We start from the raw sequence: 24,754 nt of genomic DNA, 5'->3' as shown, positions 1-24,754 counted from the left end.
AAGACATTACTTAATAAAAAAATACATTATTAAACATCCATGACAGCACTTTCCGCCCTCTAATCCTTTGTTATCAGGCCCCCTCTCCAGGTGCTTCCCTGGCAGACAGAGAATATTTCATTTTTATTACGCTGTTGATAAGTCCATCTTTAATAAGACTGTAGCCCTGAAAACATAACGTTAGGGACAGGAAGTGCAGCAGTAAAATTACAACCGGTAATATCACGCTGGTAAATTAAAACATAATGCAACTCAGTTGTATTTCTTATCGATAAAAATTGTCATTTTATCGACGTAAAGTAATACACCTTCAGCGCTTACAGATATTACCCACTTAAAAAACATGGAATTACAGTAAGTTATGTTTGGCGGAAGCCTTCAGGTAATTATTTTACATTGACAAAAACACACAAGAATGACTATAACAAGGTATAAGAGAGTTGTTTCAAATAAGTCTATTTCGAATAATTAATCGAGTTCATAAATCAATTCGGTATGTATTACTGCTATTGCAAAAACATTATCGTCAATACAACAGGAACAGAACTATGAAAAAACTCATCATCGCCACTGCGTTACTGGCCACGGTCTCTTCATTCAGCGCACTTGCTGCCGATCAGGTCTCTAAAGAAGAAATCAACCACTTCAAACTGGTTAAGGTCGGCACCATAAATGTGTCGCAGAGTGGTGGACAAATCTCTTCGCCATCCGATTTACGCGAAAAACTTTCAGAATTAGCGGATGCGAAAGGGGGGAAATACTACCATATTATTGCTGCGCGCGAACATGGTCCAAACTTTGAGGCTGTTGCTGAAGTTTATAAAGATGCAGCGAAATAAATAAGCATTGATTGCTCTGTGGCAACGGTAATAACACAGGATATGAAATAATAAAAGAGCGCCGGGAAGGCGTCTTGTTGTGTCACAATCCACTCAGGGCCGTCTGGAAACAGATGTTGGCCCTCCTTTTTTATCAAATCTGCGAAACGACAAATGCAGGAGAGCCTGATGTTGGCAATACCATTTTTCGAAGACCACTTTAAGACAATACACCGTGCATTTATAGCTGCCTGAACCAGTAATTTTCCATCTTCATTATCCATTTTCCTTGATTGTTTTTTGGTATTACGCCAGCCCAAAGTAATTGTAACTGTCGATTATAAGTTCCAATAGCGTGTCCACCATACGCCCCTTCAAATGCTATCACCATGGGGCCTTGCCCTTTTACCCCCTCTTGTCCTTCATGGCAATAAAGCGCGTTGCGGTGAAGCTTGTCGAGTTCATACTGTACGTTCAGTTTTACACATTTTTCCCCGCAGGTTTCTACCGGCGGCAATATAGTCATAGTATAAGGTGGGTTACCTGCCGTGGTTTTCCATGTTCCGATCAGGTCTTTGCAGGCTTTTATCTCCGTAGCCCCGGAGGCGGCGGAAAATAGCGCGAACAAATAAAAGGGTATCAGTTTCATTTTCATCACAGACTCCTGTTCCTCATACCTAATCATAAGGATAAATGCTCTGCGATATGTTTTTTTCCGGGAAATGTTGAGCCGCGGTTCAGAGAAATGTCGATGAGTGTAACCTCATATAAGCGGAGAACGCGGTGGGGAAAGCGGGAACACGGGCGAACGGGCGAACATATTTCGACGTTTTCCGGCGTCCCTGCCTGTTCAGGCATCCGTTTATTCGCATGAGAATGGTGCGGATACGGATGCATATAAATAATGAATATTATTGCGCGGCTAACCAGAAAAAATTGATTAATTATCCAGCTCGCTCATATTTTTCAGCTGATCGCGGTTAATCTGTTCGGTTTTCCCGGTGGCGGCATTTTTGTAAGACACCATACCGGTATCGTTATCGACCTCGGGTTTCCCGTCGGTGACGATAGTTTTGCCATCCGTCGTTTTAACCGCCTGGTTAGAAGAGCATCCTGCGACGGTGAATAGTGTTGCTGCGGTAAACAGTGCGGTCATAAGACGTTTTTGCATGGTGTTCTCCCTGCTTTTCAATTTTTTTAGCATGTGACTGTTAACTGTAGCGTTATTGGCGAAAAGCGGGGAGAAATGCAGAACACTCTTAACGAGGATTATCCGATGGCGTTCCGCGCAAAGTCATGTTTCCGGTCTGGGTTAGCGTCAAGCCGCGGGTTTCCGGAGCAAACATCACCGATACGCCAAGCCCGACTAACGAAATCAACGCGCCAATCAGCATGACGTTATTAATACCGTAACGAGTAATAAAAATCGGTAATGCCCAGGTGGAGACAATGGTTCCAATACGGCTTAATGACATGATGACCCCCACGGCTGAAGCGCGAATATCCGTAGGGAAGAGTTCATTAGGATAAAGCCATTGCAGTATACCCGGTCCGCCGGAAAAGAAGGCGTATACCGCAAACGCCACCACGACCAGTATGATGCCCAGATTTGATACCAGCCCCAGCAGCGCCAGCGCGATAGTCATCATGGCGAAGCTGCCAATAAGCAGAGGGCGACGGCCAATACTGTTTAGCCAGAACATCGCCGGTATACAGCCCAGCATAAAAAAGAGGCTAATCACCACATTGCCGAGCGCCGCGTCGCGCCCCTGTTCCCAGCCGAGTAACCCAACGATCTGCGGCCCAAAGGTATAGATAGCGAACATCGGGATTACCTGACAGGTCCAGATAGCCGCGACGAACAGTACAAACGGGAAATGACGGCGGTTAAACAGTTGCAGGAAGCGGGTCTCCTGCGGCGGCTCATCGTCAAAGCAGACCGGTTCGCCGAACAGTTTGATCATCATTTGTTCGCACTCTTTTACCCGTCCTTTTCGCAATAGCCAGCGTGGCGATTCCGGCAGGTCAAAGCGGCCAATCAAAATGATTAAGCACGGGATAAAGGCGCTGCCAAGCATCCAGCGCCAGCCGCCTTCCATGTCATACAACCAATACCCCACCAGATTGGCGCAGGTCGCGCCGACGTACCACATCGCGGCGATAAAACCGATGGAGAACGCACGCTGGCGGGTGTTGGAAAACTCCGTAATCATGGAAGTGGCGATAGGGTAATCCGCGCCGATAACAATGCCAATTAAAACGCGCATCACCAGCAATTCAAGCGGCGTGGAAACAAACATGGTCGCCACGGAGATAGCGCCGATAGCGATAATATCAAGCAGGAACATTTTACGCCGCCCGACTTTATCGCAAATATAGCCAAACAACGAGGTGCCGATAAACAGTCCGGCAAGCGTAGCCGCGCCGAGCGCGCCAATCCATTCAGCATCAAGGTGCAATAGCGGCGTCAGTTGTTCCAGCGCCACGCCAATGATCACCAGCACGTAGCCATCAAGGAACGGGCCGCCGCTTCCCCACAGCATAATTCTGCGATGAATGGAGGAGAATTTAAGGTCGTCAAAGTTTCTGGGCTGCGGCATGGTGATGTCCTGTTTCAACACGGGCAAAGCGTCATCTGTAGGGCGGATAAGGCGTTTACGCCGCCATCCGGCATTGGCGCCACATGATTGCCGGATGGCGACGCTACCGCATCTTATCCGGCCTACGGGGGCACAACCTCGTACTTATTAGCCGTAGCGGAACTCCACGCCAAACGTCCCGCGTGGGTATTCCCATTTTTCCAGCGCCGTATCAAGGCCGAGGATCCGGCACGTTCCGCACTCCAGGCACCCGGCGTAATCAAAACGAACGCTACCGTCGTCCTGCTTTTTATACAGTCCCGCCGGACAGGCCTTAATCAGCACCTCCAGTGCCTGTTTATCAGGATCGGCTTTGAGAATGATGTGCGGGCTGTCTTCATCCACATTGAACTTATTGACGCCCAGTTTGACGTCGACATTGACGGGAGATGTCATAATACGGTCACTCCTTTCAGGCCATCTTTCATCAGGTTGATGAAGCCCACTTTCTTCGCATGGCGCAGGATTTTTTTACGCATGGGCACCGGCGCGGAGCCATCCACGGTGAACAGGTCGCGCGCGATACTGACCGCCATTTCAGGATAAGCGGTAAACATGCGGGGATTATCAAGAAAAGCTGGCAGTTTCTGATACATGCGCATATCGCGCATCGGACCTTCGCCCAGATGATGACGGTATTCACCCAACGACTGCTTGCTAAAATCATCACGCTTCATCGCCGAAAGCACCGTCTTCGCCGCCGCTTCGCCTGCGGATATGGCGAGATCCATACCACGGATGGTAAAGCCAAGGTTCATACACATGCCGGCAGCGTCTCCGGCAATCAGTACGCCATCGCCCACCAGTTCAGGCTGCATATTCATGCCCGCCTCGGGTACAACGTGTGCGGCATATTCCACCAGCTTGCCACCGGCGATCAGCGGCGCAACTGCCGGATGCTGTTTGAAATCTTCCAGCATTTGCGGGACCGATTTTTTCGCGTCTTTCAGATGATGAAGTCCACAGACCAGCCCCAGGGAAAGGGTTGTTTCATTCGTATACAGGAAGCCACCGCCCATCAGACCATCGGTTGGCGCCCCGGCAAACAGACAGGCGGCACCTTCGTTGCCCTGTAACTGGAAACGATCTTCAATGACCGACTTCGGCAATTCGATCAGTTCCTTCACGCCGACAGCAACATGCGATGCCTCAACACGCTTTGCCATGCCCAGCTTTTCAGCCAGCAGAGAATTCACCCCATCAGCGAGGATTACGACTTTGGCTTCCAGAATATCGCCATCGGCTTCCACGCCCACGACTTTGCCATCACGCTGAACGACATTATCCACGCGAATACCGGTGATCAGTTGCGCCCCCGCCTCTTCGGCCTGCTCCATCAGCCAGGCGTCAAATTTACTGCGCAAAACGGAATAAGAAACTTGCGACGATGCGGCGTCCTCGCCGTTGCAATAATCCATCGTCATCGCCCCTTTGTCGGTCATAAAGGCGAGTTTTTCGTGGGTGATCATGCGTTCAATGGGGGCCTGATCCGCAAAGCCGGGAATGATGCGTTCCAGGCTATGTGCATACAAACGCCCACCGGTGACATTCTTCGCGCCAGCAGAATTGCCACGCTCGATAACCAGCACCTGTGCACCTTCGCGAGCAAGCACCAGCGCCGCAACCGAACCGGCCAGACCTGCACCCACGATGATGGCATCAAAGATATCTTCGGACATACGTACTCCTGTCAGCGGCAGGATACCTTCGCATCCTGCCCGAAATGGTTTATCGCGCTAAGGCAACCGTCAGCGCAGGCAGGATCTTCAGCGCATCGCCAACGATGCCAAAATCCGCATACTGGAAGATTGGCGCGTTTTTATCTTTGTTGATGGCGAAAATCGTCTGCGCGCCGTTGGCGCCAACCATATGTTGGATCTGCCCGGAGATCCCCACCGCCAGATATAGTTCAGGCTTGAGCATCAGGTTGGAGATACCGACGTAGCGCTCGTGCTCCATCCACTTCTCGTTTTCCGCCACCGGGCGAGAACAAGCCAGCTCGGCGCCAATCGTCTGGCACAGCGCTTCGGCCAGCGAGATATTCTCTTTGCTGCCGATGCCACGTCCCACGCTGACCACCAGACGCGCTTTGTCGAGGTCGACGCTGTTGCTCTGACGCGCCTGAGTTGCGGTGCGGGTCACGGCAATAGCCGGAGCCTGCCACTGCACGGTGTGCATCTCGCCGCTGCGAGAAGTATCTGGTTGTTGTGCGTCAAACGTTCCGCTGCTGAGCGTGATCACGGCAAACGGCGAAACGATGGTTTCTGCCCCTATCGCCAGACCGCCGTAGACCATATGTTTGACCGCCGCTTTTCCATCCTGCAGGGCGACTTCGCTGGCATCGTTGGAAACCGCAGCCGACAAGCGATAGCCCAGCTTTGCCGCCAACAGCTTGCCCCGACGCGTATTCGGCAGCAGTACCGCGCCGCCCTCGCGCTGCTGACGAATAGTCTCAGCCATCACATCAGCGTAGTCTTCGATCATGCGGTCTTCTGGTTTGCCGCTGAGCAGCCAGACATGATCCGCGCCCAAATGACAGGCTGTCGCGCTATCCGCTTCGTTCAGTACGAACGCGTTAACTTTTTCACCTACAGCCTGCGCGCCACTCATCAGTTCGGGCAGACGAGAAGGGGTATCGCTGAATACCCAGACACTGGAAAATTTGTTCATAACATCCCCTGATAATTAAATGATTTTGCGCAGATTCTCGACAAACGCGGCGATTTGTTCTTCACCGTCACCTTCAATCACCACACGCTGACGCTCGCGCTGCTTCGGTGCGGCAACCTGTTGTACGGAATACGCAGGTACGCTGTTCAGCCCGATATCCGCAGGCGACCAGACCTGAACCGGTTTTTTCGCCGCGCCCAGAATGGCTTTCATCGAAGGGATTTGTGGGGTGTTAATGTCAGTGGAAACCGCGATCACCGCCGGGAGCGGGATGCTCAGCGTTTCAACTTCATCTTCCAGTTCACGTTCTACCGTCAATGTGCTGTCGGTAAGAGAGAGGATTTTACTCACGCCGTTAATCGCCGGAATGTTCAGCGCTTCGCCCACCAGCAAACCAACCTGCTGAGCATAAAGATCGGAAGAACCGTCGCCGCAGATAAGCAGATCGAAACCTGATTTTTGCGCGGCGGCGGCCAGCGCGGTAGCGGTGTGATGCGGCAGCGCCTGCTCAAATTGATCGTCAATCACCACAATCAGTTCATCAGGGCCACGAGAGAGGACATCTTTGCGCCCTTTTGCATTAGTCAGCGCTTTGCCGCCAACGCTCATGGCGACAACCTGAACGTCTCCTAACTGCTGTTTTAACTGGCAAGCAGCTTCAATTGCATTCAGATCATATTGGCTGATTTTGCTATCCGCTTTGCTGAAATCGAGTGTTCCATCAGCATTATTAATCGCAATATCCTGCTCATCAGGTACGCATTTGTAGCAAGTCATTATCTTCATTGCATCTCCAGAAATCATGAAGGAAACGTATTTATATCGGCGGTATTAAATACAGATATCACGCTCTTTAATTCGGAAATAAAACCTTAATCACCAATATTGAAAATGTCACACATTGATATTCGTAACTTTCAATAGTGTTACGCACCTCACCAATATTGAAAAAAATATGTCAAACATGAAAATTTTCAATATTGTTTGCTGGCTCAACAATATTGAACGCCAGACACTTAAAAAAGTTAAAAAATCAGCACCAACATAATGATTTATAAAATAAAAGTCGACATTTAAACACAAAACAACCAGCGCAAAAAAGTGTGACGAAGATAACAGAACCACCCGAAATGAATACCCATTATGAGTTACTCATTGAGGCGTCCCAGAGGTTAAAAACTTATCAACAAATCATTAATAATAAATAAACAAACGTTCATGGACTGGCACGCTAAATAAATTTCGTTTTCACACTGGAATTCACTTATGAAAAATGAAAAGAAAAAATCGGGAATTGAACCGAAGGTTTTTTTTCCGCCATTAATAATTGTCGGGATACTTTGCTGGCTAACAGTCAGAGATCTTGATGCCGCTAACGTCGTTATTAATGCGGTATTCAGTTATGTCACCAACGTCTGGGGTTGGGCATTTGAATGGTATATGGTCGTCATGCTCTTCGGCTGGTTCTGGCTGGTTTTTGGCCCCTATGCCAAAAAGAGATTAGGTGACGAAAAACCGGAGTTTAGCACCGCCAGCTGGATTTTCATGATGTTCGCCTCCTGTACATCCGCTGCTGTTTTGTTCTGGGGCTCTATTGAGATCTACTACTATATCTCCACCCCGCCGTTCGGCCTGGAACCAAATTCCACGGGCGCGAAAGAGATAGGTCTGGCGTACAGCCTGTTCCACTGGGGGCCGCTGCCGTGGGCAACCTATAGCTTCCTTTCTGTCGCCTTCGCCTACTTCTTCTTTGTACGCAAGATGGATGTCATCCGTCCCAGCTCCACGCTGGTACCGCTCGTCGGTGAAAAGCATGCCAAAGGGTTGTTCGGTACCATCGTTGATAACTTCTACCTGGTGGCGCTGATCTTCGCGATGGGCACCAGCCTCGGTCTGGCTACCCCGCTGGTCACCGAGTGTATGCAATGGCTGTTCGGTATTCCGCATACGCTGCAATTAGATGCCATCATCATTACCTGCTGGATCATATTGAACGCGATTTGCGTGGCCTGCGGCCTGCAAAAAGGGGTCAGAATCGCCAGCGATGTGCGTAGCTACCTGAGCTTCCTGATGCTCGGCTGGGTGTTTATCGTCAGCGGCGCCAGCTTCATCATGAACTACTTCACCGACTCCGTCGGGATGCTGCTGATGCATCTGCCACGGATGCTGTTCTATACCGACGCCATCGGTAAAGGCGGCTTCCCACAGGGCTGGACTGTTTTCTATTGGGCGTGGTGGGTTATTTACGCCATCCAGATGAGTATCTTCCTGGCCCGTATTTCCCGTGGTCGTACCGTACGTGAACTGTGCTTCGGGATGGTGCTGGGTCTGACCGCGTCTACCTGGATCCTATGGACTGTTCTTGGCAGTAACACGCTGCTGCTGATGGATAAAAACATCCTCAACATTCCGCAGCTGATTGAGCAACACGGCGTGGCGCGCGCCATTATCGAAACCTGGGCTGCTTTGCCGCTCAGCACCGCCACCATGTGGGGCTTCTTCATCCTCTGCTTTATTGCCACCGTCACGCTGATTAACGCCTGCTCTTACACCCTGGCGATGTCGACCTGTCGCGAAGTTCGCGATGGTGAAGAGCCGCCGCTGCTGGTACGCATCGGCTGGTCCATTCTGGTCGGCATCATCGGTATCGTTCTGCTGGCGCTGGGTGGGTTGAAGCCGATTCAGACCGCGATTATCGCCGGAGGATGCCCGCTGTTCTTCGTCAACATTATGGTGACGCTGTCCTTTATTAAAGACGCCAAAGTGCACTGGAAAGACAAGTAATTCTAATTAACCCAATTGATCAAGAGGCTGAAAGATGGATTTCAACTTAAATGACGAACAGGAGCTGTTTGTCGCCGGTATTCGCGAACTGATGGCCAGTGAGAACTGGGAAGCTTATTTTGCCGAGTGCGATCGTGACAGCGTCTACCCTGAGCGTTTTGTAAAAGCGCTGGCGGATATGGGTATTGATAGCCTGCTGATCCCGGAAGAACACGGCGGTCTGGAAGCGGGTTTTGTTACCGTCGCCGCCGTCTGGATGGAGCTGGGACGCCTTGGCGCGCCAACTTACGTGTTGTACCAATTGCCGGGAGGTTTTAACACTTTCCTGCGTGAAGGGACTCAGGAGCAAATTGATAAAATCATGGCGTTCCGGGGCACCGGTAAGCAGATGTGGAACTCTGCTATCACCGAACCGGGAGCGGGATCGGATGTCGGCAGTCTGAAAACCACTTATACACGCAAAAATGGTAAGGTTTATCTTAATGGTAGTAAGTGCTTTATCACCAGTAGCGCCTATACCCCGTACATCGTGGTCATGGCGAGAGACGGCGCATCGCCGGATAAACCGGTTTACACCGAGTGGTTTGTGGACATGAGCAAAGCGGGTATCAAGGTCAACAAACTGGAGAAACTCGGTCTGCGCATGGATAGCTGCTGTGAAATCACCTTTGATGACGTTGAACTGGACGAGAAAGACATGTTCGGTCGGGAAGGTAATGGCTTCAACCGCGTGAAAGAAGAGTTTGACCATGAACGCTTCCTCGTCGCGCTGACCAATTACGGCACCGCAATGTGCGCTTTTGAAGACGCCGCGCGTTACGCTAATCAGCGTGTGCAGTTTGGTGAAGCTATTGGTCGTTTCCAGCTGATTCAGGAGAAGTTTGCGCATATGGCGATCAAACTGAACTCCATGAAAAACATGCTGCTGGAAGCCGCGTGGAAAGCGGATAACGGCACTATTACCTCCGGCGACGCGGCAATGTGCAAATACTTCTGCGCCAACGCCGCGTTTGAAGTGGTAGACACCGCCATGCAGGTACTGGGAGGTGTTGGTATCGCGGGTAACCACCGCATCACGCGTTTCTGGCGTGACCTGCGCGTTGACCGTGTTTCTGGTGGTTCTGACGAAATGCAGATCCTGACGTTGGGTCGTGCGGTACTTAAGCAATACCGCTAATCGATCCCTTGTAGGCCTGATAAGACGCGGGGCGTCGCCATCAGGCAATCATGCCGGATGGCGCTGTGCTTATCCGGCCTACATACCGCAAAAAATGCCAGGAGAAAAATGATGAATCATTTACCAATGCCAACCTTTGGCCCGCTTGCTGGGGTACGCGTTGTTTTTTCAGGAATCGAAATCGCCGGTCCATTCGCCGGACAGATGTTCGCCGAATGGGGCGCCGAGGTTATCTGGATTGAAAACGTCGCATGGGCCGATACCATCCGCGTACAGCCTAACTACCCGCAGCTCTCACGCCGCAACCTGCACGCCCTGTCGCTGAATATTTTCAAAGATGAAGGTCGTGAAGCGTTTCTGAAACTCATGGAAACCACCGATATTTTCATTGAAGCCAGTAAAGGCCCGGCCTTTGCCCGCCGCGGTATTACTGATGAAGTGCTGTGGGAACATAACCCGAAACTGGTCATTGCCCACCTTTCCGGCTTCGGCCAGTATGGTACCGAGGAGTACACCAATCTTCCGGCGTATAACACCATCGCGCAGGCGTTCAGTGGTTATCTGATCCAAAACGGCGACGTTGATCAGCCGATGCCAGCCTTCCCGTATACCGCCGATTACTTCTCCGGGATGACCGCGACAACAGCGGCGCTGGCGGCCCTGCACAAAGTGCGCGAAACGGGTAAAGGTGAAAGCATCGATATCGCCATGTACGAAGTGATGCTGCGCATGGGTCAGTACTTCATGATGGACTACTTCAACGGCGGCGAAATCTGTCCACGTATGACGAAAGGAAAAGATCCCTACTACGCCGGCTGTGGCCTGTATAAATGCGCCGATGGTTACATCGTCATGGAGTTGGTCGGCATCACGCAAATCAACGAGTGTTTTAAAGATATTGGCCTGGCCCACCTTCTCGGTACGCCGGAAGTTCCGGAAGGCACCCAGCTAATTCATCGCGTGGAATGCCCTTACGGCCCGCTCGTCGAAGAGAAACTGGACGCCTGGCTGGCAACACACACCATCGCCGACGTTCAGGCGCGCTTTGCTGAGCTGAATATCGCCTGTGCGAAGGTGCTCACCATTCCGGAACTGGAAAGTAATCCGCAGTACGTTGCCCGCGAATCGATTACTCAGTGGCAAACAATGGACGGTCGCACCTGTAAAGGGCCGAACATCATGCCGAAATTTAAAAACAACCCGGGGAAAATCTGGCGTGGCATGCCATCACACGGCATGGATACCGCCGCCATTCTGAAAAACATTGGTTATAGCGAAGCAGATATTAAGGAACTGGTCGGCAAAGGCCTGGCCAAAGTTGAGGATTAAACGCGATGCGCTAATCGGTTTTCCGGTTAGCGCTCACGCCTGATTTCAGTGGATAAAGCAATATGGATATCGTTGGCGGACAAAACTTACGTCAGATGTGGGACGACCTGGCCGGGGTGTACGGAGATAAAACGGCGTTAATTTTCGAATCCTGTGAGGGAATCGTTCGGCAGTTTAGCTATGCCTCGCTCAATGAAGAGATTAACCGCACGGCGAACCTTTTCTATTCCCTAGGGATCCGCAAGAGTGATAGGGTCGCACTGCATCTGGATAACTGTCCGGAATTCATCTTTTGCTGGTTTGGACTGGCAAAAATCGGTGCCATTATGGTGCCGATTAATGCCCGCTTACTGGGCGAAGAAAGCGCCTGGATCCTGCAAAACAGCCAGGTGAGTCTGCTGGTTACCAGCGCCCAGTTTTATCCTATGTACCGTGAAATACGCCAGGACAATAGCACTCCGCTTAATCATATCTGTCTGATTGGCGGACAGCTTCCGGCTGACGATGGCGTGAGCCACTTTGTCCAACTGCAAGCACGTCAGTCGGCCACGCTGTGCTATACGCCCGCGTTATCCACTGACGATACGGCGGAAATTCTGTTTACCTCCGGTACCACCTCGCGTCCAAAAGGGGTGGTGATTACCCACTATAATCTGCGTTTTGCAGGCTATTACTCTGCCTGGCAAATCGCCCTGCGCGATGATGACGTGTACATGACGGTGATGCCCGCTTTTCATATCGACTGCCAGTGTACCGCCGCAATGCCAGCCTTTTCCGCCGGCAGCACCTTTGTGCTCCTGGAGAAGTACAGCGCCAGGGCCTTCTGGGATCAGGTACGTAAATATCAGGCGACGGTAACCGAGTGCATCCCAATGATGATCCGCACGCTGATGGTACAGCCCGCCGCGCCAACGGACAGGCAGCATCATCTGCGTGAAGTGATGTTCTATCTCAATCTATCCGCGCAGGAAAAAGACGCCTTTACCGAACGCTTTGGCGTCAGGCTGCTGACCTCTTATGGTATGACTGAAACCATTGTCGGAATTATTGGCGACCGTCCCGGAGACAAACGACGCTGGCCTTCCATTGGTCGCGTGGGCTTTAGCTATGAAGCTGAAATTCGCGACGATCAAAATCGCCCGCTGCCCGCCGGAGAAATTGGCGAAATCTGTATTAAAGGCATCCCCGGCAAGACTATCTTCAAAGAGTATTACATGCAGCCGGAGGCAAACGCCAGGGCGCTGGAACCTGAGGGCTGGTTACATACCGGTGATTCGGGTTACCAGGATGAGGATGGCTATTTCTATTTTGTCGACAGACGCTGCAACATGATTAAACGCGGCGGGGAAAATGTCTCCTGCGTCGAACTGGAAAATATTATTTCTGCGCATCCGAAAATTCAGGACATTGTGGTGGTTGGTATTAAAGACGCGATCCGTGATGAAGCCATTAAAGCGTTTATTGTCCTTAATGAAGGTGAAACATTAAGCGAAGCCGAGTTTTTCAGCTTCTGCGAAAACAATATGGCGAAGTTCAAGGTTCCCTCTTTTATGGAGATCAGAACCGACCTACCGCGCAACTGTTCAGGAAAAATAATTAAAAAAAATCTGAAATAAACCTTCCGGCAGGAATCCCTCCCGCCGGGAAACTATTTATCTGGAGATGAACTATGAGTGAGTCATTACATCTGACCCGTAACGGCCCGATCCTGGAAATTACCCTCGACCGACCTAAAGCGAATGCCATTGATGCCAAAACCAGCTTTGCAATGGGCCAGGCTTTCCTTAATTTCCGTGACGATCCGGAATTACGCGTAGCAATCATTACCGGCGGCGGGGAGAAATTCTTTTCTGCGGGCTGGGACTTAAAAGCGGCGGCGGAAGGTGAAGCGCCGGATGCCGATTTTGGACCCGGCGGCTTTGCCGGTTTAACTGAAATATTTGACCTCGATAAGCCGGTCATCGCCGCAGTGAACGGCTACGCGTTTGGCGGCGGTTTTGAGCTGGCGCTGGCGGCAGACTTTATTGTCTGCGCCGAAAACACCAGCTTCGCGCTGCCGGAAGCCAGGCTCGGCATCGTGCCTGACAGCGGCGGCGTTTTGCGCCTGCCTAAGCTGTTGCCACCGGCTATCGTCAACGAAATGGTAATGACCGGCAGACGAATGCGCGCCGAAGAAGCGCTGCGTTGGGGGATCGTGAACCGCGTTGTCAGTCAGAGCGAACTGATGGATAGCGCGCGCGAACTGGCGCAACAACTGGTCAATAGCGCACCGCTGGCTATCGCGGCGCTGAAAGAGATTTATCGCGCGACCAGTGAAATGCCGGTTGAAGAAGGCTACCGCTACATCCGCAGCGGCGTGCTGAAGCATTATCCGTCGGTACTGCATTCAGAAGATGCGCTCGAAGGACCGCAGGCATTCGCCGAAAAACGCGATCCGGTGTGGAAAGGTCGTTAATGTGACTATGCCGGATGGCGCTTCGCTTATCCGGCATACAGCACATGCGCAACCGTAGGCCGGATGCCGCCATCCGGCAAAAAAATCGAGGTACAACCATGAGCTATTACGCCTTTGAAGGACTGATCCCGGTGGTGCACCCGGACGCGTTTGTCCATCCCAGCGCCGTGCTGATTGGCGATGTCATCGTGGGTGCCGGTGTTTATATTGGCCCACTCGCGTCATTGCGTGGGGATTATGGTCGCCTGATCCTGGAGGCAGGCTCTAATCTGCAGGATGGCTGCATTATGCATGGCTACTGCGATACCGATACCATCGTGCATGAGAACGGTCATATCGGCCACGGCGCTATTCTACATGGCTGCGTGGTGGGACGGGACGCTTTGGTCGGCATGAATAGCGTCATTATGGACGGCGCAGTGATTGGCGAAGAGAGCATTGTCGCCGCCATGAGTTTTGTCAAAGCCGGATTTCAGGGTGAGGCAAGGCAACTGCTGGTAAGTTCACCTGCGCGTGTACTACGCCAGGTTACGGACCAGGAGCTGCACTGGAAACGCCTCAACACCAAAGAATATCAGGATCTTGCGAGCCGTTGTCGAACGGGGTTATCTGAAACGAAGCCGTTAACGCAGGTCGAAGAAAACCGGCCGCGCCTGAAAGGCACGACGGACGTGAAGCCAAAATCAGCACAGTAATTGATGCCGGATGCGCTCACGCTAATCCGGCCTACGCGTCAATTACCGTTTACCCCGCCATCAGGTAAACAGACAATTATCGACGCATACTCTTGGAGAGCATCATCTGCCATTTCTGCTCACGGTTTAGCTCTGTTGGGGGAACGGCAGACAGTCGCGGCGTTTTCGCCACGCTCACTTTTCTTTCCTGCAAATTATGATTCAATCGGCGATAGAGTTGAGAGTCGATACTCACGACTTTCACCAGACGCTGGCACTGGCAGCCTCGTCCTGCAATCTGGTTAGGGATCATCTTCACTTCACAAACAATTTCCCCCACTTCTGACAGAATATAGGAGAGCGTATTAATTGCTTTGCAATGTTCAATATCAAATTGACGGGAAATCTCCCGGGCAGTGATCCATCGGTTCTCTGCCATCATCCAGTCAGCAATTAACAAATAAAGCGGTCTTTCAACATATTTTTCACACATAAACACACCATTTCACAAATTAAAAATCTGGCTACGGCCTGTCCAAATTAATAAAAACTAAGCCATATTAAAATTGTGGATATGCAAGATAGTATGCGACTTAAATATTGATTAGTGTGAGCAATATCGTGCTTATTACATTGAAAATGTGGTTACGGAAACGGACTTCTCCAGGAATGACCTCACGCAAGATAAAAAAGGGTTTCTTTACAGAAACCCTTTCAAAATTATATTACAGGTTCGGTTAGAGCAATATCCGCCGGCCCCTTGGTTTACGACTTTTTGATCTGCGCGTGCATTTCCTGCACCGAGGTTACCTTCTCGGTGGCATCGGCATTCAATGCCATTGTAGTGGCAAAACCGCCGTTCAGGGTGGTGTCATAATGTACTTTGTACTGCAATGCGCTGCGACGAATTACCCTGGAATCCTCAATCGCCCGGCGACCAGCAGTGGTATTGATGATGTAAGTATATTCGCCATTCTTAATCCGGTCCTGAATGTGCGGACGGCCTTCATGCACCTTGTTAACCAGACGTGGGTTGATACCAGCTTCACCCAGCACAATCGCGGTACCGTGGGTGGCATCCAGCTCAAAGCCTTGCTTCAGCAGTTTAGCGGCCAGATCCACCACGCGCTCTTTGTCGCCTTCACGCACGGAGAGCAGCGCACGGCCCTGTTTCTTCATGGTGGAATTACTGCCCAGTTGCGCCTTAGCGAAGGCTTCCGCAAAAGTGCGCCCTACGCCCATCACTTCCCCGGTCGAGCGCATCTCTGGCCCTAACAGCGGGTCAACGCCCGGGAACTTGTTGAACGGCAGTACCACTTCTTTCACCGAGTAATACGGCGGGATGATTTCTTTGGTCACCCCCTGCTGTGCCAGCGTTTTACCGGCCATAACGCGGGCCGCGACTTTCGCCAGTGGTACACCGGTGGCTTTAGAGACGAATGGCACAGTTCGCGCCGCACGCGGATTGACCTCAATCAGGTAGACTTCGTTGTCTTTTACCGCAAACTGCACATTCATCAGACCGCGCACCTGCAGTTCGAAGGCCAGCTTCTGCACCTGCTCACGCATCACGTCCTGAATTTCCCGGCTCAGGGTGTAGGCCGGCAGAGAACAAGCAGAGTCGCCGGAGTGTACACCCGCCTGCTCAATGTGCTCCATAATGCCGCCAATCAGCACCATTTCGCCATCGCAGATGGCATCCACGTCCACCTCAACCGCATCATCAAGGAAGTGGTCCAACAGTACCGGCGCATCGTTAGAGACGCTGACCGCTGTCTGGAAGTAGCGACGCAGGTCGGCTTCGTCGTAAACGATTTCCATCGCCCGACCGCCCAACACGTAGGACGGGCGTACCACCAGCGGGTAGCCAATCTCTTTTGCCTTCTCAACCGCCATCTCAATCGTGGTGACGGTGGCGTTTGCCGGCTGTTTCAGCTTCAGACGGTCAACCGCGTGCTGGAAGCGTTCGCGGTCTTCTGCACGGTCAATCGCATCCGGGCTGGTGCCGATAACCGGCACGCCAGCCGCTTCCAGCGCGCGCGCCAGTTTTAGCGGCGTCTGGCCGCCGTACTGTACGATAACGCCCTTCGGCTTCTCAATACGCACGATTTCCAGCACATCTTCCAGGGTCACCGGCTCAAAGTACAGACGGTCGGAAGTGTCATAGTCGGTAGAAACCGTTTCCGGGTTACAGTTGACCATGATGGTCTCGTAACCGTCTTCGCGCAGTGCCAGCGAGGCGTGAACGCAACAGTAATCGAATTCGATGCCCTGGCCGATACGGTTCGGGCCGCCGCCGAGAACCATGATTTTGTCGCGATCAACAGACGGGTTCGCTTCGCACTCGTCTTCATAGGTGGAGTACATGTAGGCGGTGCCAGTGGCAAACTCTGCTGCACAGGTATCCACGCGCTTGTAGACCGGGTGCAGTTGTGACTTCTCGCGCAGCTTGCGGATTTCCGCTTCACGGACACCTGCAAGCTTAGCCAGACGCGCATCAGCGAAGCCTTTACGCTTAAGCTGGCGCAGGAAATCAGCGTCGAGGCCATTGATACCCAACTCCGCCACTTTCTCTTCCAGGCGTACCAGCTCTTCAATTTGAACCAGGAACCAACGGTCGATGTTGGTCAGGTTGAACACGCCGTCAACAGACAGGCCGGCACGGAAGGCGTCGGCGATATACCAGATGCGCTCAGCACCTGCGTCTTTCAGTTCGCGACGAATTTTGGTCAGTGCTTCCGGGTCGTCGAGGCTGACTTTCGGGTCGAAGCCGGTGGCACCCACTTCCAGCCCGCGTAGCGCTTTTTGCAGCGATTCCTGCTGTGTACGGCCAATTGCCATTACCTCGCCGACAGATTTCATCTGGGTGGTCAGGCGATCGTTGGCACCGGCGAATTTTTCGAAGTTAAAACGCGGGATCTTGGTGACCACATAGTCGATGGATGGCTCAAACGACGCCGGGGTACGACCACCGGTGATGTCATTCATCAGTTCATCGAGGGTATAACCGACAGCCAGCTTTGCTGCGACTTTCGCAATTGGGAAACCAGTCGCTTTTGAAGCCAAAGCAGAAGAACGAGAAACACGCGGGTTCATCTCAATAACAATCAGACGACCGTTTTTCGGGTTCACTGCGAACTGGACGTTGGAACCGCCCGTTTCGACGCCGATTTCACGCAGTACTGCCATCGAGGCGTTACGCATGATTTGGTATTCTTTGTCGGTCAGGGTCTGTGCTGGCGCTACGGTGATGGAGTCACCGGTATGGATGCCCATGGCATCGAAGTTTTCGATAGAGCAGACGATAATGCAGTTGTCGTTTTTATCACGCACCACTTCCATCTCGTACTCTTTCCAGCCGATCAGCGATTCATCAATCAACAGCTCATTTGTCGGAGAGAGATCCAGACCGCGTTCGCAGATTTCTTCGAACTCTTCGCGATTATAGGCGATACCGCCGCCAGTACCGCCCATCGTAAATGACGGACGAATAATGCATGGGAAGCCAACATCAGCGGCGACCGCTAATGCCTCTTCCATAGTATGCGCAATACCGGAACGCGCAGTATCGAGGCCGATTTTTTTCATGGCGATGTCGAAGCGGCGACGGTCTTCCGCTTTATCAATAGCATCGGCAGTAGCACCAATCATGGTGACGCCGAACTCGTCAAGCACGCCCTGACGTTCCAACTCCAGCGCACAGTTGAGCGCCGTCTGGCCACCCATCGTCGGCAATACGGCGTCCGGACGCTCTTTCTCAATGATTTTGCGTACCACTTCCCAGTGAATTGGCTCGATATAAGTGGCGTCGGCCATTTCCGGATCGGTCATGATGGTCGCCGGGTTAGAATTCACCAGAATGACGCGGTAGCCTTCTTCACGCAGTGCTTTACACGCCTGCGCGCCGGAGTAGTCAAACTCACACGCCTGCCCGATAACAATCGGTCCCGCGCCCAGAATCAGGATACTTTTTATGTCTGTACGTTTTGGCATGGTCTTAATTCTCCTGATTACTTAGCAATTTTACGGTACTGCTCAATAAGCTCGATAAAGTGGTCGAACAGCGGTGCGGCGTCATGCGGGCCAGGACTCGCTTCCGGGTGCCCCTGGAAGCTGAACGCTGGTTTATCCGTACGGTGAATCCCTTGCAGGGTACCGTCAAATAGCGATTTATGAGTTACACGCAGATTAGTGGGCAGCGTCGCTTCGTCAACCGCAAAGCCGTGGTTTTGCGCGGTAATCATCACCACATTTTTATCAAGATCTTTTACCGGGTGATTGCCGCCGTGGTGACCAAATTTCATCTTGATGGTTTTCGCGCCGCTCGCCAGCGCCAGCAGTTGATGACCGAGGCAAATACCGAATACCGGGGTGTCGGTTTCGAGGAATTTCTGGATGGCGGTAATCGCGTAATCACACGGAGCCGGGTCGCCAGGACCGTTAGAAAGGAAAATGCCGTCCGGGTTCATCTTCAAAACATCGTCGGCAGAGGTTTGCGCCGGGACGACTGTCAGGCGACAGCCGCGGTCTACCAGCATGCGAAGAATGTTGCGCTTGGCGCCAAAGTCATAGGCCACCACGTGGAACGGTAGTTCGTCTTCTTTTTTCGCTTCCGGTAAACCGTCTTTAAGTGACCAGCTTCCTTGTGTCCAGCTATACGCTTCCGCCGTGGTGACTTCTTTCGCCAGATCCATGCCGTTCAGGCCAGGGAAGGATTTTGCCAATTCCTGCGCCAGCGCCGCGTCCGGATTATCGCCCGCAATGATGCAACCATTTTGAGCCCCCTTTTCACGCAGCAGACGCGTCAGCTTACGGGTATCGATATCGGCAATCGCTACAATATTATGGCGCTTCAGGTAAGAAGAAAGATCTTCGGTACTGCGGAAGTTGCTGGCAATCAGCGGCAGGTCGCGAATAACCAGACCTTGCACATGAACCTGAGAAGATTCTTCATCGGCTTCATTGGTACCGACATTACCGATATGGGGATAAGTAAGAGTGACGATTTGGCGAGAATAGGAAGGGTCAGTGAGGATTTCTTGATAACCGGTCATTGAAGTATTGAAAACGACTTCCCCAACCGCCGAACCTGTTGCCCCTATGGCCCGACCGTGAAACTGGGTTCCGTCTTCCAGAACCAATAGCGCTGACTTGATCAAAACACCCTCCAGAGAATATTCACTCACTTTATTTGCATATTAATTCATTGCTATGACGAGAATCAATGCAAATTTGCTTACCGACGAATTTCTGGCAAACGGCGGCATTCTGGAGACAACACAGATAAAAGTCAACTTAAAGGCGGTATTTTTTATCTTTTTTTGCCACTTATGATGAAATAAAGTGAGTTAACAGGCAAAAAAAACATCTTAATAGCGTGAGTAAACGCTTGCGTGACAGGGAGAATTTAAAATCAGTGAATAACGGATAAAAAAGTGGACCATCTGGTCAAAATTTACAATTTTCAAACCAAAATATTAATAAAAATAGAACAAAAAGAGTTCTTTCTATATAGAAAACAATAAATATCTCATAAATTAAATATTTTATATTTTCATATTACAAATCAACAAGATGATATTGATAAACATAAAAATACCGCCAATAAAAAAATGACACCATCAGCCAGTGAGATGCAAAAAAACCATTATAATCAATCATATAAAGAATTAGCCCCTCAAATATTTTTCCTGACGTAATACCTGGTCTTATCACATCACTTCCATCATACACACTCTTTTATCACACAAAAATAAATAACCCATTGAAATTAAATAAATAAATAAAAATCACACGAGAAAAAAACGTGATATCCACCACAAATGGTATGTCCTGCGAGGGTCATCATCGTTCCGTTCGTTTAAGAACGATGTTTTTCAATCCACTGATTTAAGGAAAAAATATGTCTACCGAAAGTAATATCATTGTTGATGGCGGCTTTGAAGATGGGTTTGATGGCTGGGTGCTCTCCTCCCAGTCAGCTATTTTTGTCGAAGATGGCGCAACGGGCGATAACCACTACTGTCGCATTGAACCCACCAACACCCTTACGCAATATTTTACCATCGAAGCAGAGATGACCTATCGCCTGAGCTTTGCCGTGCGCGGGGCGGCTAAAGGTACCGTCACAATTTACCAGCCATCTCCGATAAAAACGTCTTTTAAGTCCACAATCAATGCCAACCTGAATACTGACTGGCATCTGGAGGAATATATCTTTACAACCGGGTCTGAATCGGGGCGTACCGCCTTTCAGATCACTATTCCGTGGAACAGTGCGAGCGCAGCGGTAGATATCGACCTGATTAGCCTGGTTGCGGTGCCGTTTGAATACAGCAAGCCGCTGTGGGTCAACATGACCAATGTGGGCACCTCTAAAGATTTTTTCCAGATCAACCTGATGACCCGCACCGATGCTCCGGAAGGCCAGATTAACCGCATTTATCGTAACGGTAGTTATGCCGCTTTAATGGATGCGGTTGGCCCGGATGATTTTAACCAGACGGGCGGTTACTCCGCTTTTGCCGCTGGCGATGTATATCAAATTCGCGCTTATGACGAGCTAACAACAAAAGAATATTTACTGTGTGAGCTGACCTATGAGCAGCTGATGGCCGCCGGCGTCTGCAATATCGAATAACGTTACGTGATAATTTCACGATAAATAACGTATCCATTTTATTTATTTTAATCTAAAGAGATATATCATGACTGACATTACTAATATTATCGTCGATGGTTCTTTTGAAGACGGCTTAACCGAGCAATGGCAAATTGGCTCGCTGGTAGAAGTTGAAGCCAGCGACAGCAATCATTTTTGTCGTATCGACAGCGCAAACGCATTAAGCCAGAGTATTACGCTTGAAACGTTTATGACATACGCGCTCGCGTTTTCCATTAAAGGCAGTATTGCCGGGAAGCTCTTCGTTAAATCCGCAGACGGCGCGACTACCTTTTTTGAGCACGAGATCAATATGACGCCCGGCGACGACTGGTATACCGAATCGCTGGAATTCTCCACTCAGGCCAGCGCAGGCGACGCTATCGTTACCTTTATGGCGCCAGGCGATGTCGGTGCCGGTGCGATGTTTATTGATAATATTGAAATGGTGGCGGTTCCGTTTGTATTTACCCGTCCGCTCTGGGTCAATCTGGATCAAACGCTGAATGGCTATGCCTATTATCAATACGGCATTAAGACAACCGTTGACGCCGCCGAGCAAACCTACCGTCTGTATAAAAACGGTAGTTATATTACTGAATTTACCGTTGGGCCTGATGATTTTGCTCAAAGTACCTCGCTGAGCGCGCTTGCCGCCAGCGATGTCTTTAAGTTGACCATCGTCAACGCTAAAACTACCGCAGAACATATGTTGAGCGAAGAAACAATGGAAAATTTACTGGCTAAAGGTGTTATTTATTTAACTGAATAATCGCTGATAAAAAATATAAGGGCAATAGCATTATTGCCCTTTGTAATCAACTCATCTTGATTACTATAACCACATCACGAAGGTATCTGGTCCTTATAATACATCCAGCTCCAGCACATCCCGCATGTCAAAAAGCCCATTTTTCTTCGTTTTTAGCCATAATGCCGATCTCAACGCCCCATTGGCAAAGGTCATTCGGCTGGAGGCTTTATGCGTAATTTCTACGCGCTCGCCTATATCGGCAAACATCGCAGTATGCTCGCCGACAATATCGCCCGCACGTACGGTCGCAAAACCAATCGTTCCTGGCACACGCTCGCCGGTATGTCCTTCCCGACTGTAAACTGCACAATCTTTCAGATCCTTATTCAGCGCATGGGCAATCGTCTCCCCCATCGCCAATGCGGTTCCTGACGGCGCATCGACTTTATGGCGATGATGCGCTTCAATAATCTCAATATCGCTATAGTCGCCCATCACTTTCGCCGCTTTTTCCAGCAACTTGAGCATCACATTGACGCCAACGCTGAAGTTAGCCGCAAAAACAATAGCTATATCCTTTGCAGCGTCACGGATAGCCTGTTTACCCGCCTCATCAAAACCGGTCGTGCCAATCACCATGGCTTTACCATGTTTGCGGCAAAATGCCAGATGCGCCAGCGTGCCCGCCGGACGGGTAAAATCAATCAACACATCAAAATCATCTTTGACCGACGCCAGATCGCTCGTGACGATAACCCCCGTTTTCCCCACACCCGCCAGCTCGCCTGCATCGCTGCCCAGCAAAGAAGACCCTTCACGTTCCAGCGCGGCGCCTGGCTGAATACCCTCCATGTGCAATGCGGCCTGAATTAACTGACGGCCCATTCGCCCTCCCGCGCCGACGATCGCGACGCGGATCTGTGCTTCATGCATAGTTATTCTCTTACGTTCAAATGATGTAAACCGTTTTCAGATTAACCAGCCTCTGACGAGGCTGTCATCTGAAATCGCCGATAATTAGAAAATAATGATAAACAGCAAGCGATATCAGTAAAAGGCATGGCGTTACGCAATGAGTCACGTTATATAATTATACGCGGGGGGATCACGTTGCCAGCGCCAGAACCTCTACCACCCACTGTTGAGATCCGGCCACGTTAATGTCCAGCGCCACAAAGCAGGGTTTTCGGGGCGCGCCCTGCGGAACCACCCATCATCACCAGACAGCAAATGTTAAATATGCCCTCCGGATAGTGCATCAGTAATAATGCGGCTTACCATCTCCAAAAAAAAGCCAGCAATTATTCTGCTGGCTTTACAGTTATGAATCTTTACTCGACTTCACGAACATCTACGCGCAATTCTTTTGGCACTTCGAAAACAATATTCTCCTCACGGCCCGCAAGCGTGATAGCCTCGCCGCCGCCAAACTCTCGCAGGCGCGCAATGACATTTTGTACCAGAATATCCGGTGCGGAAGCGCCAGCAGTAACGCCGACACAGGCAGCCTCTTTCACCCATGCTTCCTGAATATCTGCCGCGTCGTCGATAAGAAACGCGGTTCTTCCCATTCGCTGGGCCAGCTCCGCCAGACGGTTAGAGTTAGAGGAGTTTTTCGAACCAACCACCAGCACCACATCAGCCTGCGCGGCCAGCGCCCGCACCGCTTCCTGGCGATTGGTCGTGGCATAACAAATATCATCCTTGCGCGGTCCGACAATTTTTGGGAAGCGGCGTCGCAACGCGTCAATCACATCGGACGTGTCGTCCACGGAGAGTGTAGTTTGTGTCATGAAGGAGAGTTTGCCTTCATTTTTTACATTCAGTGACCATACGTCTTCTGGCGACTCAACCAGATACATCCCCCCTTCCGGGTTGCTGTACTGTCCCATCGTCCCTTCGACTTCCGGATGCCCGGCGTGACCAATCAGAATGGACTCTTCACCGCGACGACTGGCACGCGCCACCTCCATATGGACTTTCGTCACCAGGGGGCAGGTCGCATCAAAAACGGTAAGATCGCGGCTTTTCGCCTCGTTACGCACCGCCTGAGAAACCCCGTGGGCAGAAAAAATCAGAATGGCGCCATCCGGCACTTCGCTGATTTGTTCAATGAAGATCGCCCCGCGCTTACGCAGGCTATCCACCACATAGCGGTTATGCACCACTTCGTGACGAACGTAGATTGGCGCGCCATAAATGGCGAGCGCATTTTCAACAATGCTGATAGCGCGGTCTACCCCGGCGCAAAAACCGCGTGGGTTGGCCAACAGGATCTGCATGTTATGCCTCCAGCGCCGGATCGATTTCCAGCACTTCAATATCAAAATGAACGGTACGCCCGGCCAGCGGATGGTTAAAATCAACGGTAATAGAATCGCCGTTAATTTCGCGAATCACGCCAGGCATTTCACTGCCATCCATTGCGGTAAAAAGCATAATTGCCCCTACTTCAGGTTCGCCCGCCGCCATAAATTCACGGCGCGAGAAATACTGAATTAAATCCGGGCTGGGTACGCCAAACGCCGCGTCAGGCTCCAGCGAAAAAGCTTTTTTTTCCCCCTCTTTCAGCCCCAGAAGCTGCTGCTCCAGCCCTTCGGAAAGCGACGTATCGCCAAGACGGAATAGCGCAGGCTTACCGTTAGTGCGGGTGGATTCAGCCGTTGAGCCATCATCCAGTTTCAGTGTGAAGTGAACGAGGATCGCGCTGTTGCTCTGTACGGATTTAGACATGCAAATTGCTCACGTGTTTTGCCCTAAGGCACAAAGGACGATAAAACCTTGTGCCGGATA

General features: G+C 51.0%; 22 protein-coding genes and 2 pseudogenes. 9 read left to right on the top strand and 15 right to left on the bottom strand.

Features of this window, described 5'->3' with window-relative positions; translation table 11 throughout:
• Window positions 1–548 precede the first annotated feature (548 nt).
• Window positions 549–839, top strand: a complete 291-nt coding sequence (gene srfN, locus SBG_RS00350) for a DUF1471 family virulence protein SrfN (RefSeq protein ID WP_000733363.1) — start codon at window positions 549–551, stop codon at window positions 837–839.
• Window positions 840–1,059: 220 nt separating this feature from the next.
• On the opposite strand, the gene SBG_RS00345 is transcribed toward srfN, so the two are convergent.
• The 8 genes and pseudogenes from SBG_RS00345 to SBG_RS00315 form a co-directional block, all read right to left on the bottom strand.
• A complete protein-coding gene (locus tag SBG_RS00345) occupies window positions 1,060–1,467 on the bottom strand; it encodes a hypothetical protein (RefSeq protein ID WP_162007801.1) in 408 nt (135 codons plus the stop codon).
• Between the two features lie 164 nt (window positions 1,468–1,631).
• Window positions 1,632–1,733 (bottom strand): annotated as a pseudogene (locus SBG_RS21185) (glutathione-regulated potassium-efflux system oxidoreductase KefF); the annotation flags it as partial.
• Window positions 1,734–1,758: 25 nt separating this feature from the next.
• On the bottom strand, window positions 1,759–1,989 hold the full coding sequence (locus SBG_RS00340; RefSeq protein WP_001172092.1) for a YgdI/YgdR family lipoprotein: 231 nt from the start codon (window positions 1,987–1,989) through the stop codon (window positions 1,759–1,761).
• A gap of 88 nt (window positions 1,990–2,077) precedes the next feature.
• Entirely contained in the window at window positions 2,078–3,418 is a 1,341-nt protein-coding gene (locus SBG_RS00335; RefSeq protein ID WP_001136163.1) for an MFS transporter, read from the bottom strand.
• A 147-nt stretch (window positions 3,419–3,565) separates the two neighbouring features.
• Window positions 3,566–3,853, bottom strand: a complete 288-nt coding sequence (gene fixX / locus SBG_RS00330; RefSeq protein WP_000203731.1) for a ferredoxin-like protein FixX — start codon at window positions 3,851–3,853, stop codon at window positions 3,566–3,568.
• Entirely contained in the window at window positions 3,850–5,136 is a 1,287-nt protein-coding gene (locus tag SBG_RS00325; RefSeq protein ID WP_001287759.1) for an FAD-dependent oxidoreductase, read from the bottom strand. The genes fixX and SBG_RS00325 overlap by 4 nt, the downstream gene beginning before the upstream one ends.
• 49 nt (window positions 5,137–5,185) lie before the next feature.
• A complete protein-coding gene (locus SBG_RS00320; protein ID WP_001032205.1) occupies window positions 5,186–6,127 on the bottom strand; it encodes an electron transfer flavoprotein subunit alpha/FixB family protein in 942 nt (313 codons plus the stop codon).
• 15 nt (window positions 6,128–6,142) lie between these two features.
• Window positions 6,143–6,913, bottom strand: a complete 771-nt coding sequence (locus SBG_RS00315; RefSeq protein ID WP_000700027.1) for an electron transfer flavoprotein FixA — start codon at window positions 6,911–6,913, stop codon at window positions 6,143–6,145.
• A 480-nt stretch (window positions 6,914–7,393) separates the two neighbouring features.
• On the opposite strand from SBG_RS00315, the gene caiT reads away from it, so the two are divergent.
• From caiT to caiE, 6 genes are all read left to right on the top strand, one after another.
• On the top strand, window positions 7,394–8,911 hold the full coding sequence (caiT, locus tag SBG_RS00305) for an L-carnitine/gamma-butyrobetaine antiporter (protein WP_000787070.1): 1,518 nt from the start codon (window positions 7,394–7,396) through the stop codon (window positions 8,909–8,911).
• A gap of 34 nt (window positions 8,912–8,945) precedes the next feature.
• Window positions 8,946–10,088, top strand: coding sequence for a crotonobetainyl-CoA dehydrogenase (gene caiA, locus SBG_RS00300; RefSeq protein WP_000347134.1), 1,143 nt, complete (start codon window positions 8,946–8,948; stop codon window positions 10,086–10,088).
• A gap of 111 nt (window positions 10,089–10,199) precedes the next feature.
• Window positions 10,200–11,417 (top strand): L-carnitine CoA-transferase, encoded by a 1,218-nt coding sequence (gene caiB / locus SBG_RS00295; protein ID WP_001016214.1) that lies wholly within the window; start codon window positions 10,200–10,202, stop codon window positions 11,415–11,417.
• 62 nt (window positions 11,418–11,479) lie between these two features.
• Window positions 11,480–13,033 (top strand): crotonobetaine/carnitine-CoA ligase, encoded by a 1,554-nt coding sequence (caiC, locus tag SBG_RS00290; RefSeq protein ID WP_000355820.1) that lies wholly within the window; start codon window positions 11,480–11,482, stop codon window positions 13,031–13,033.
• A gap of 53 nt (window positions 13,034–13,086) precedes the next feature.
• Window positions 13,087–13,872, top strand: a complete 786-nt coding sequence (gene caiD / locus SBG_RS00285) for a crotonobetainyl-CoA hydratase (protein WP_000004390.1) — start codon at window positions 13,087–13,089, stop codon at window positions 13,870–13,872.
• A 98-nt stretch (window positions 13,873–13,970) separates the two neighbouring features.
• The gene (caiE, locus tag SBG_RS00280) at window positions 13,971–14,567 is read left to right on the top strand and encodes a carnitine operon protein CaiE (RefSeq protein WP_000122866.1); all 597 of its coding nucleotides are present in this window, start codon (window positions 13,971–13,973) and stop codon (window positions 14,565–14,567) included.
• Between the two features lie 76 nt (window positions 14,568–14,643).
• On the opposite strand, the gene caiF is transcribed toward caiE, so the two are convergent.
• The 3 genes from caiF to carA form a co-directional block, all read right to left on the bottom strand.
• The gene (gene caiF, locus SBG_RS00275; RefSeq protein WP_000333325.1) at window positions 14,644–15,039 is read right to left on the bottom strand and encodes a carnitine metabolism transcriptional regulator CaiF; all 396 of its coding nucleotides are present in this window, start codon (window positions 15,037–15,039) and stop codon (window positions 14,644–14,646) included.
• A 272-nt stretch (window positions 15,040–15,311) separates the two neighbouring features.
• Entirely contained in the window at window positions 15,312–18,539 is a 3,228-nt protein-coding gene (gene carB, locus SBG_RS00270; RefSeq protein WP_001126301.1) for a carbamoyl-phosphate synthase large subunit, read from the bottom strand.
• A gap of 17 nt (window positions 18,540–18,556) precedes the next feature.
• Window positions 18,557–19,705, bottom strand: a complete 1,149-nt coding sequence (gene carA, locus SBG_RS00265; RefSeq protein WP_000597286.1) for a glutamine-hydrolyzing carbamoyl-phosphate synthase small subunit — start codon at window positions 19,703–19,705, stop codon at window positions 18,557–18,559.
• Window positions 19,706–20,448: 743 nt separating this feature from the next.
• Here carA and SBG_RS21030 point away from each other — a divergent pair.
• A complete protein-coding gene (locus tag SBG_RS21030) occupies window positions 20,449–21,186 on the top strand; it encodes a hypothetical protein (RefSeq protein WP_000102777.1) in 738 nt (245 codons plus the stop codon).
• Between the two features lie 67 nt (window positions 21,187–21,253).
• Entirely contained in the window at window positions 21,254–21,979 is a 726-nt protein-coding gene (locus SBG_RS00250) for a carbohydrate binding domain-containing protein (RefSeq protein WP_000129955.1), read from the top strand.
• Window positions 21,980–22,072: 93 nt separating this feature from the next.
• On the opposite strand, the gene dapB is transcribed toward SBG_RS00250, so the two are convergent.
• From dapB to fkpB, 4 genes and pseudogenes are all read right to left on the bottom strand, one after another.
• Entirely contained in the window at window positions 22,073–22,894 is an 822-nt protein-coding gene (dapB, locus tag SBG_RS00245; RefSeq protein ID WP_000544041.1) for a 4-hydroxy-tetrahydrodipicolinate reductase, read from the bottom strand.
• Window positions 22,895–23,154: 260 nt separating this feature from the next.
• Window positions 23,155–23,232: pseudogene (locus SBG_RS23420) on the bottom strand (hypothetical protein); the annotation flags it as partial.
• Between the two features lie 60 nt (window positions 23,233–23,292).
• Window positions 23,293–24,243 carry a 4-hydroxy-3-methylbut-2-enyl diphosphate reductase gene (ispH, locus tag SBG_RS00240; RefSeq protein ID WP_001166418.1) on the bottom strand — a complete coding sequence of 317 codons (951 nt, stop codon included), beginning with the start codon at window positions 24,241–24,243 and terminating at the stop codon, window positions 23,293–23,295.
• 1 nt (window position 24,244) lies between these two features.
• A complete protein-coding gene (gene fkpB, locus SBG_RS00235; protein ID WP_000047273.1) occupies window positions 24,245–24,694 on the bottom strand; it encodes an FKBP-type peptidyl-prolyl cis-trans isomerase in 450 nt (149 codons plus the stop codon).
• Between the last annotated feature and the right edge of the window lie 60 nt (window positions 24,695–24,754).

The sequence above is a fragment of the Salmonella bongori NCTC 12419 genome (assembly GCF_000252995.1).
GTDB classification, from domain to species: Bacteria; Pseudomonadota; Gammaproteobacteria; order Enterobacterales; family Enterobacteriaceae; genus Salmonella; species Salmonella bongori.
Note: the sequence above shows the minus strand (reverse complement) of the source record. Positions and strands in the feature narration are given on the sequence as shown.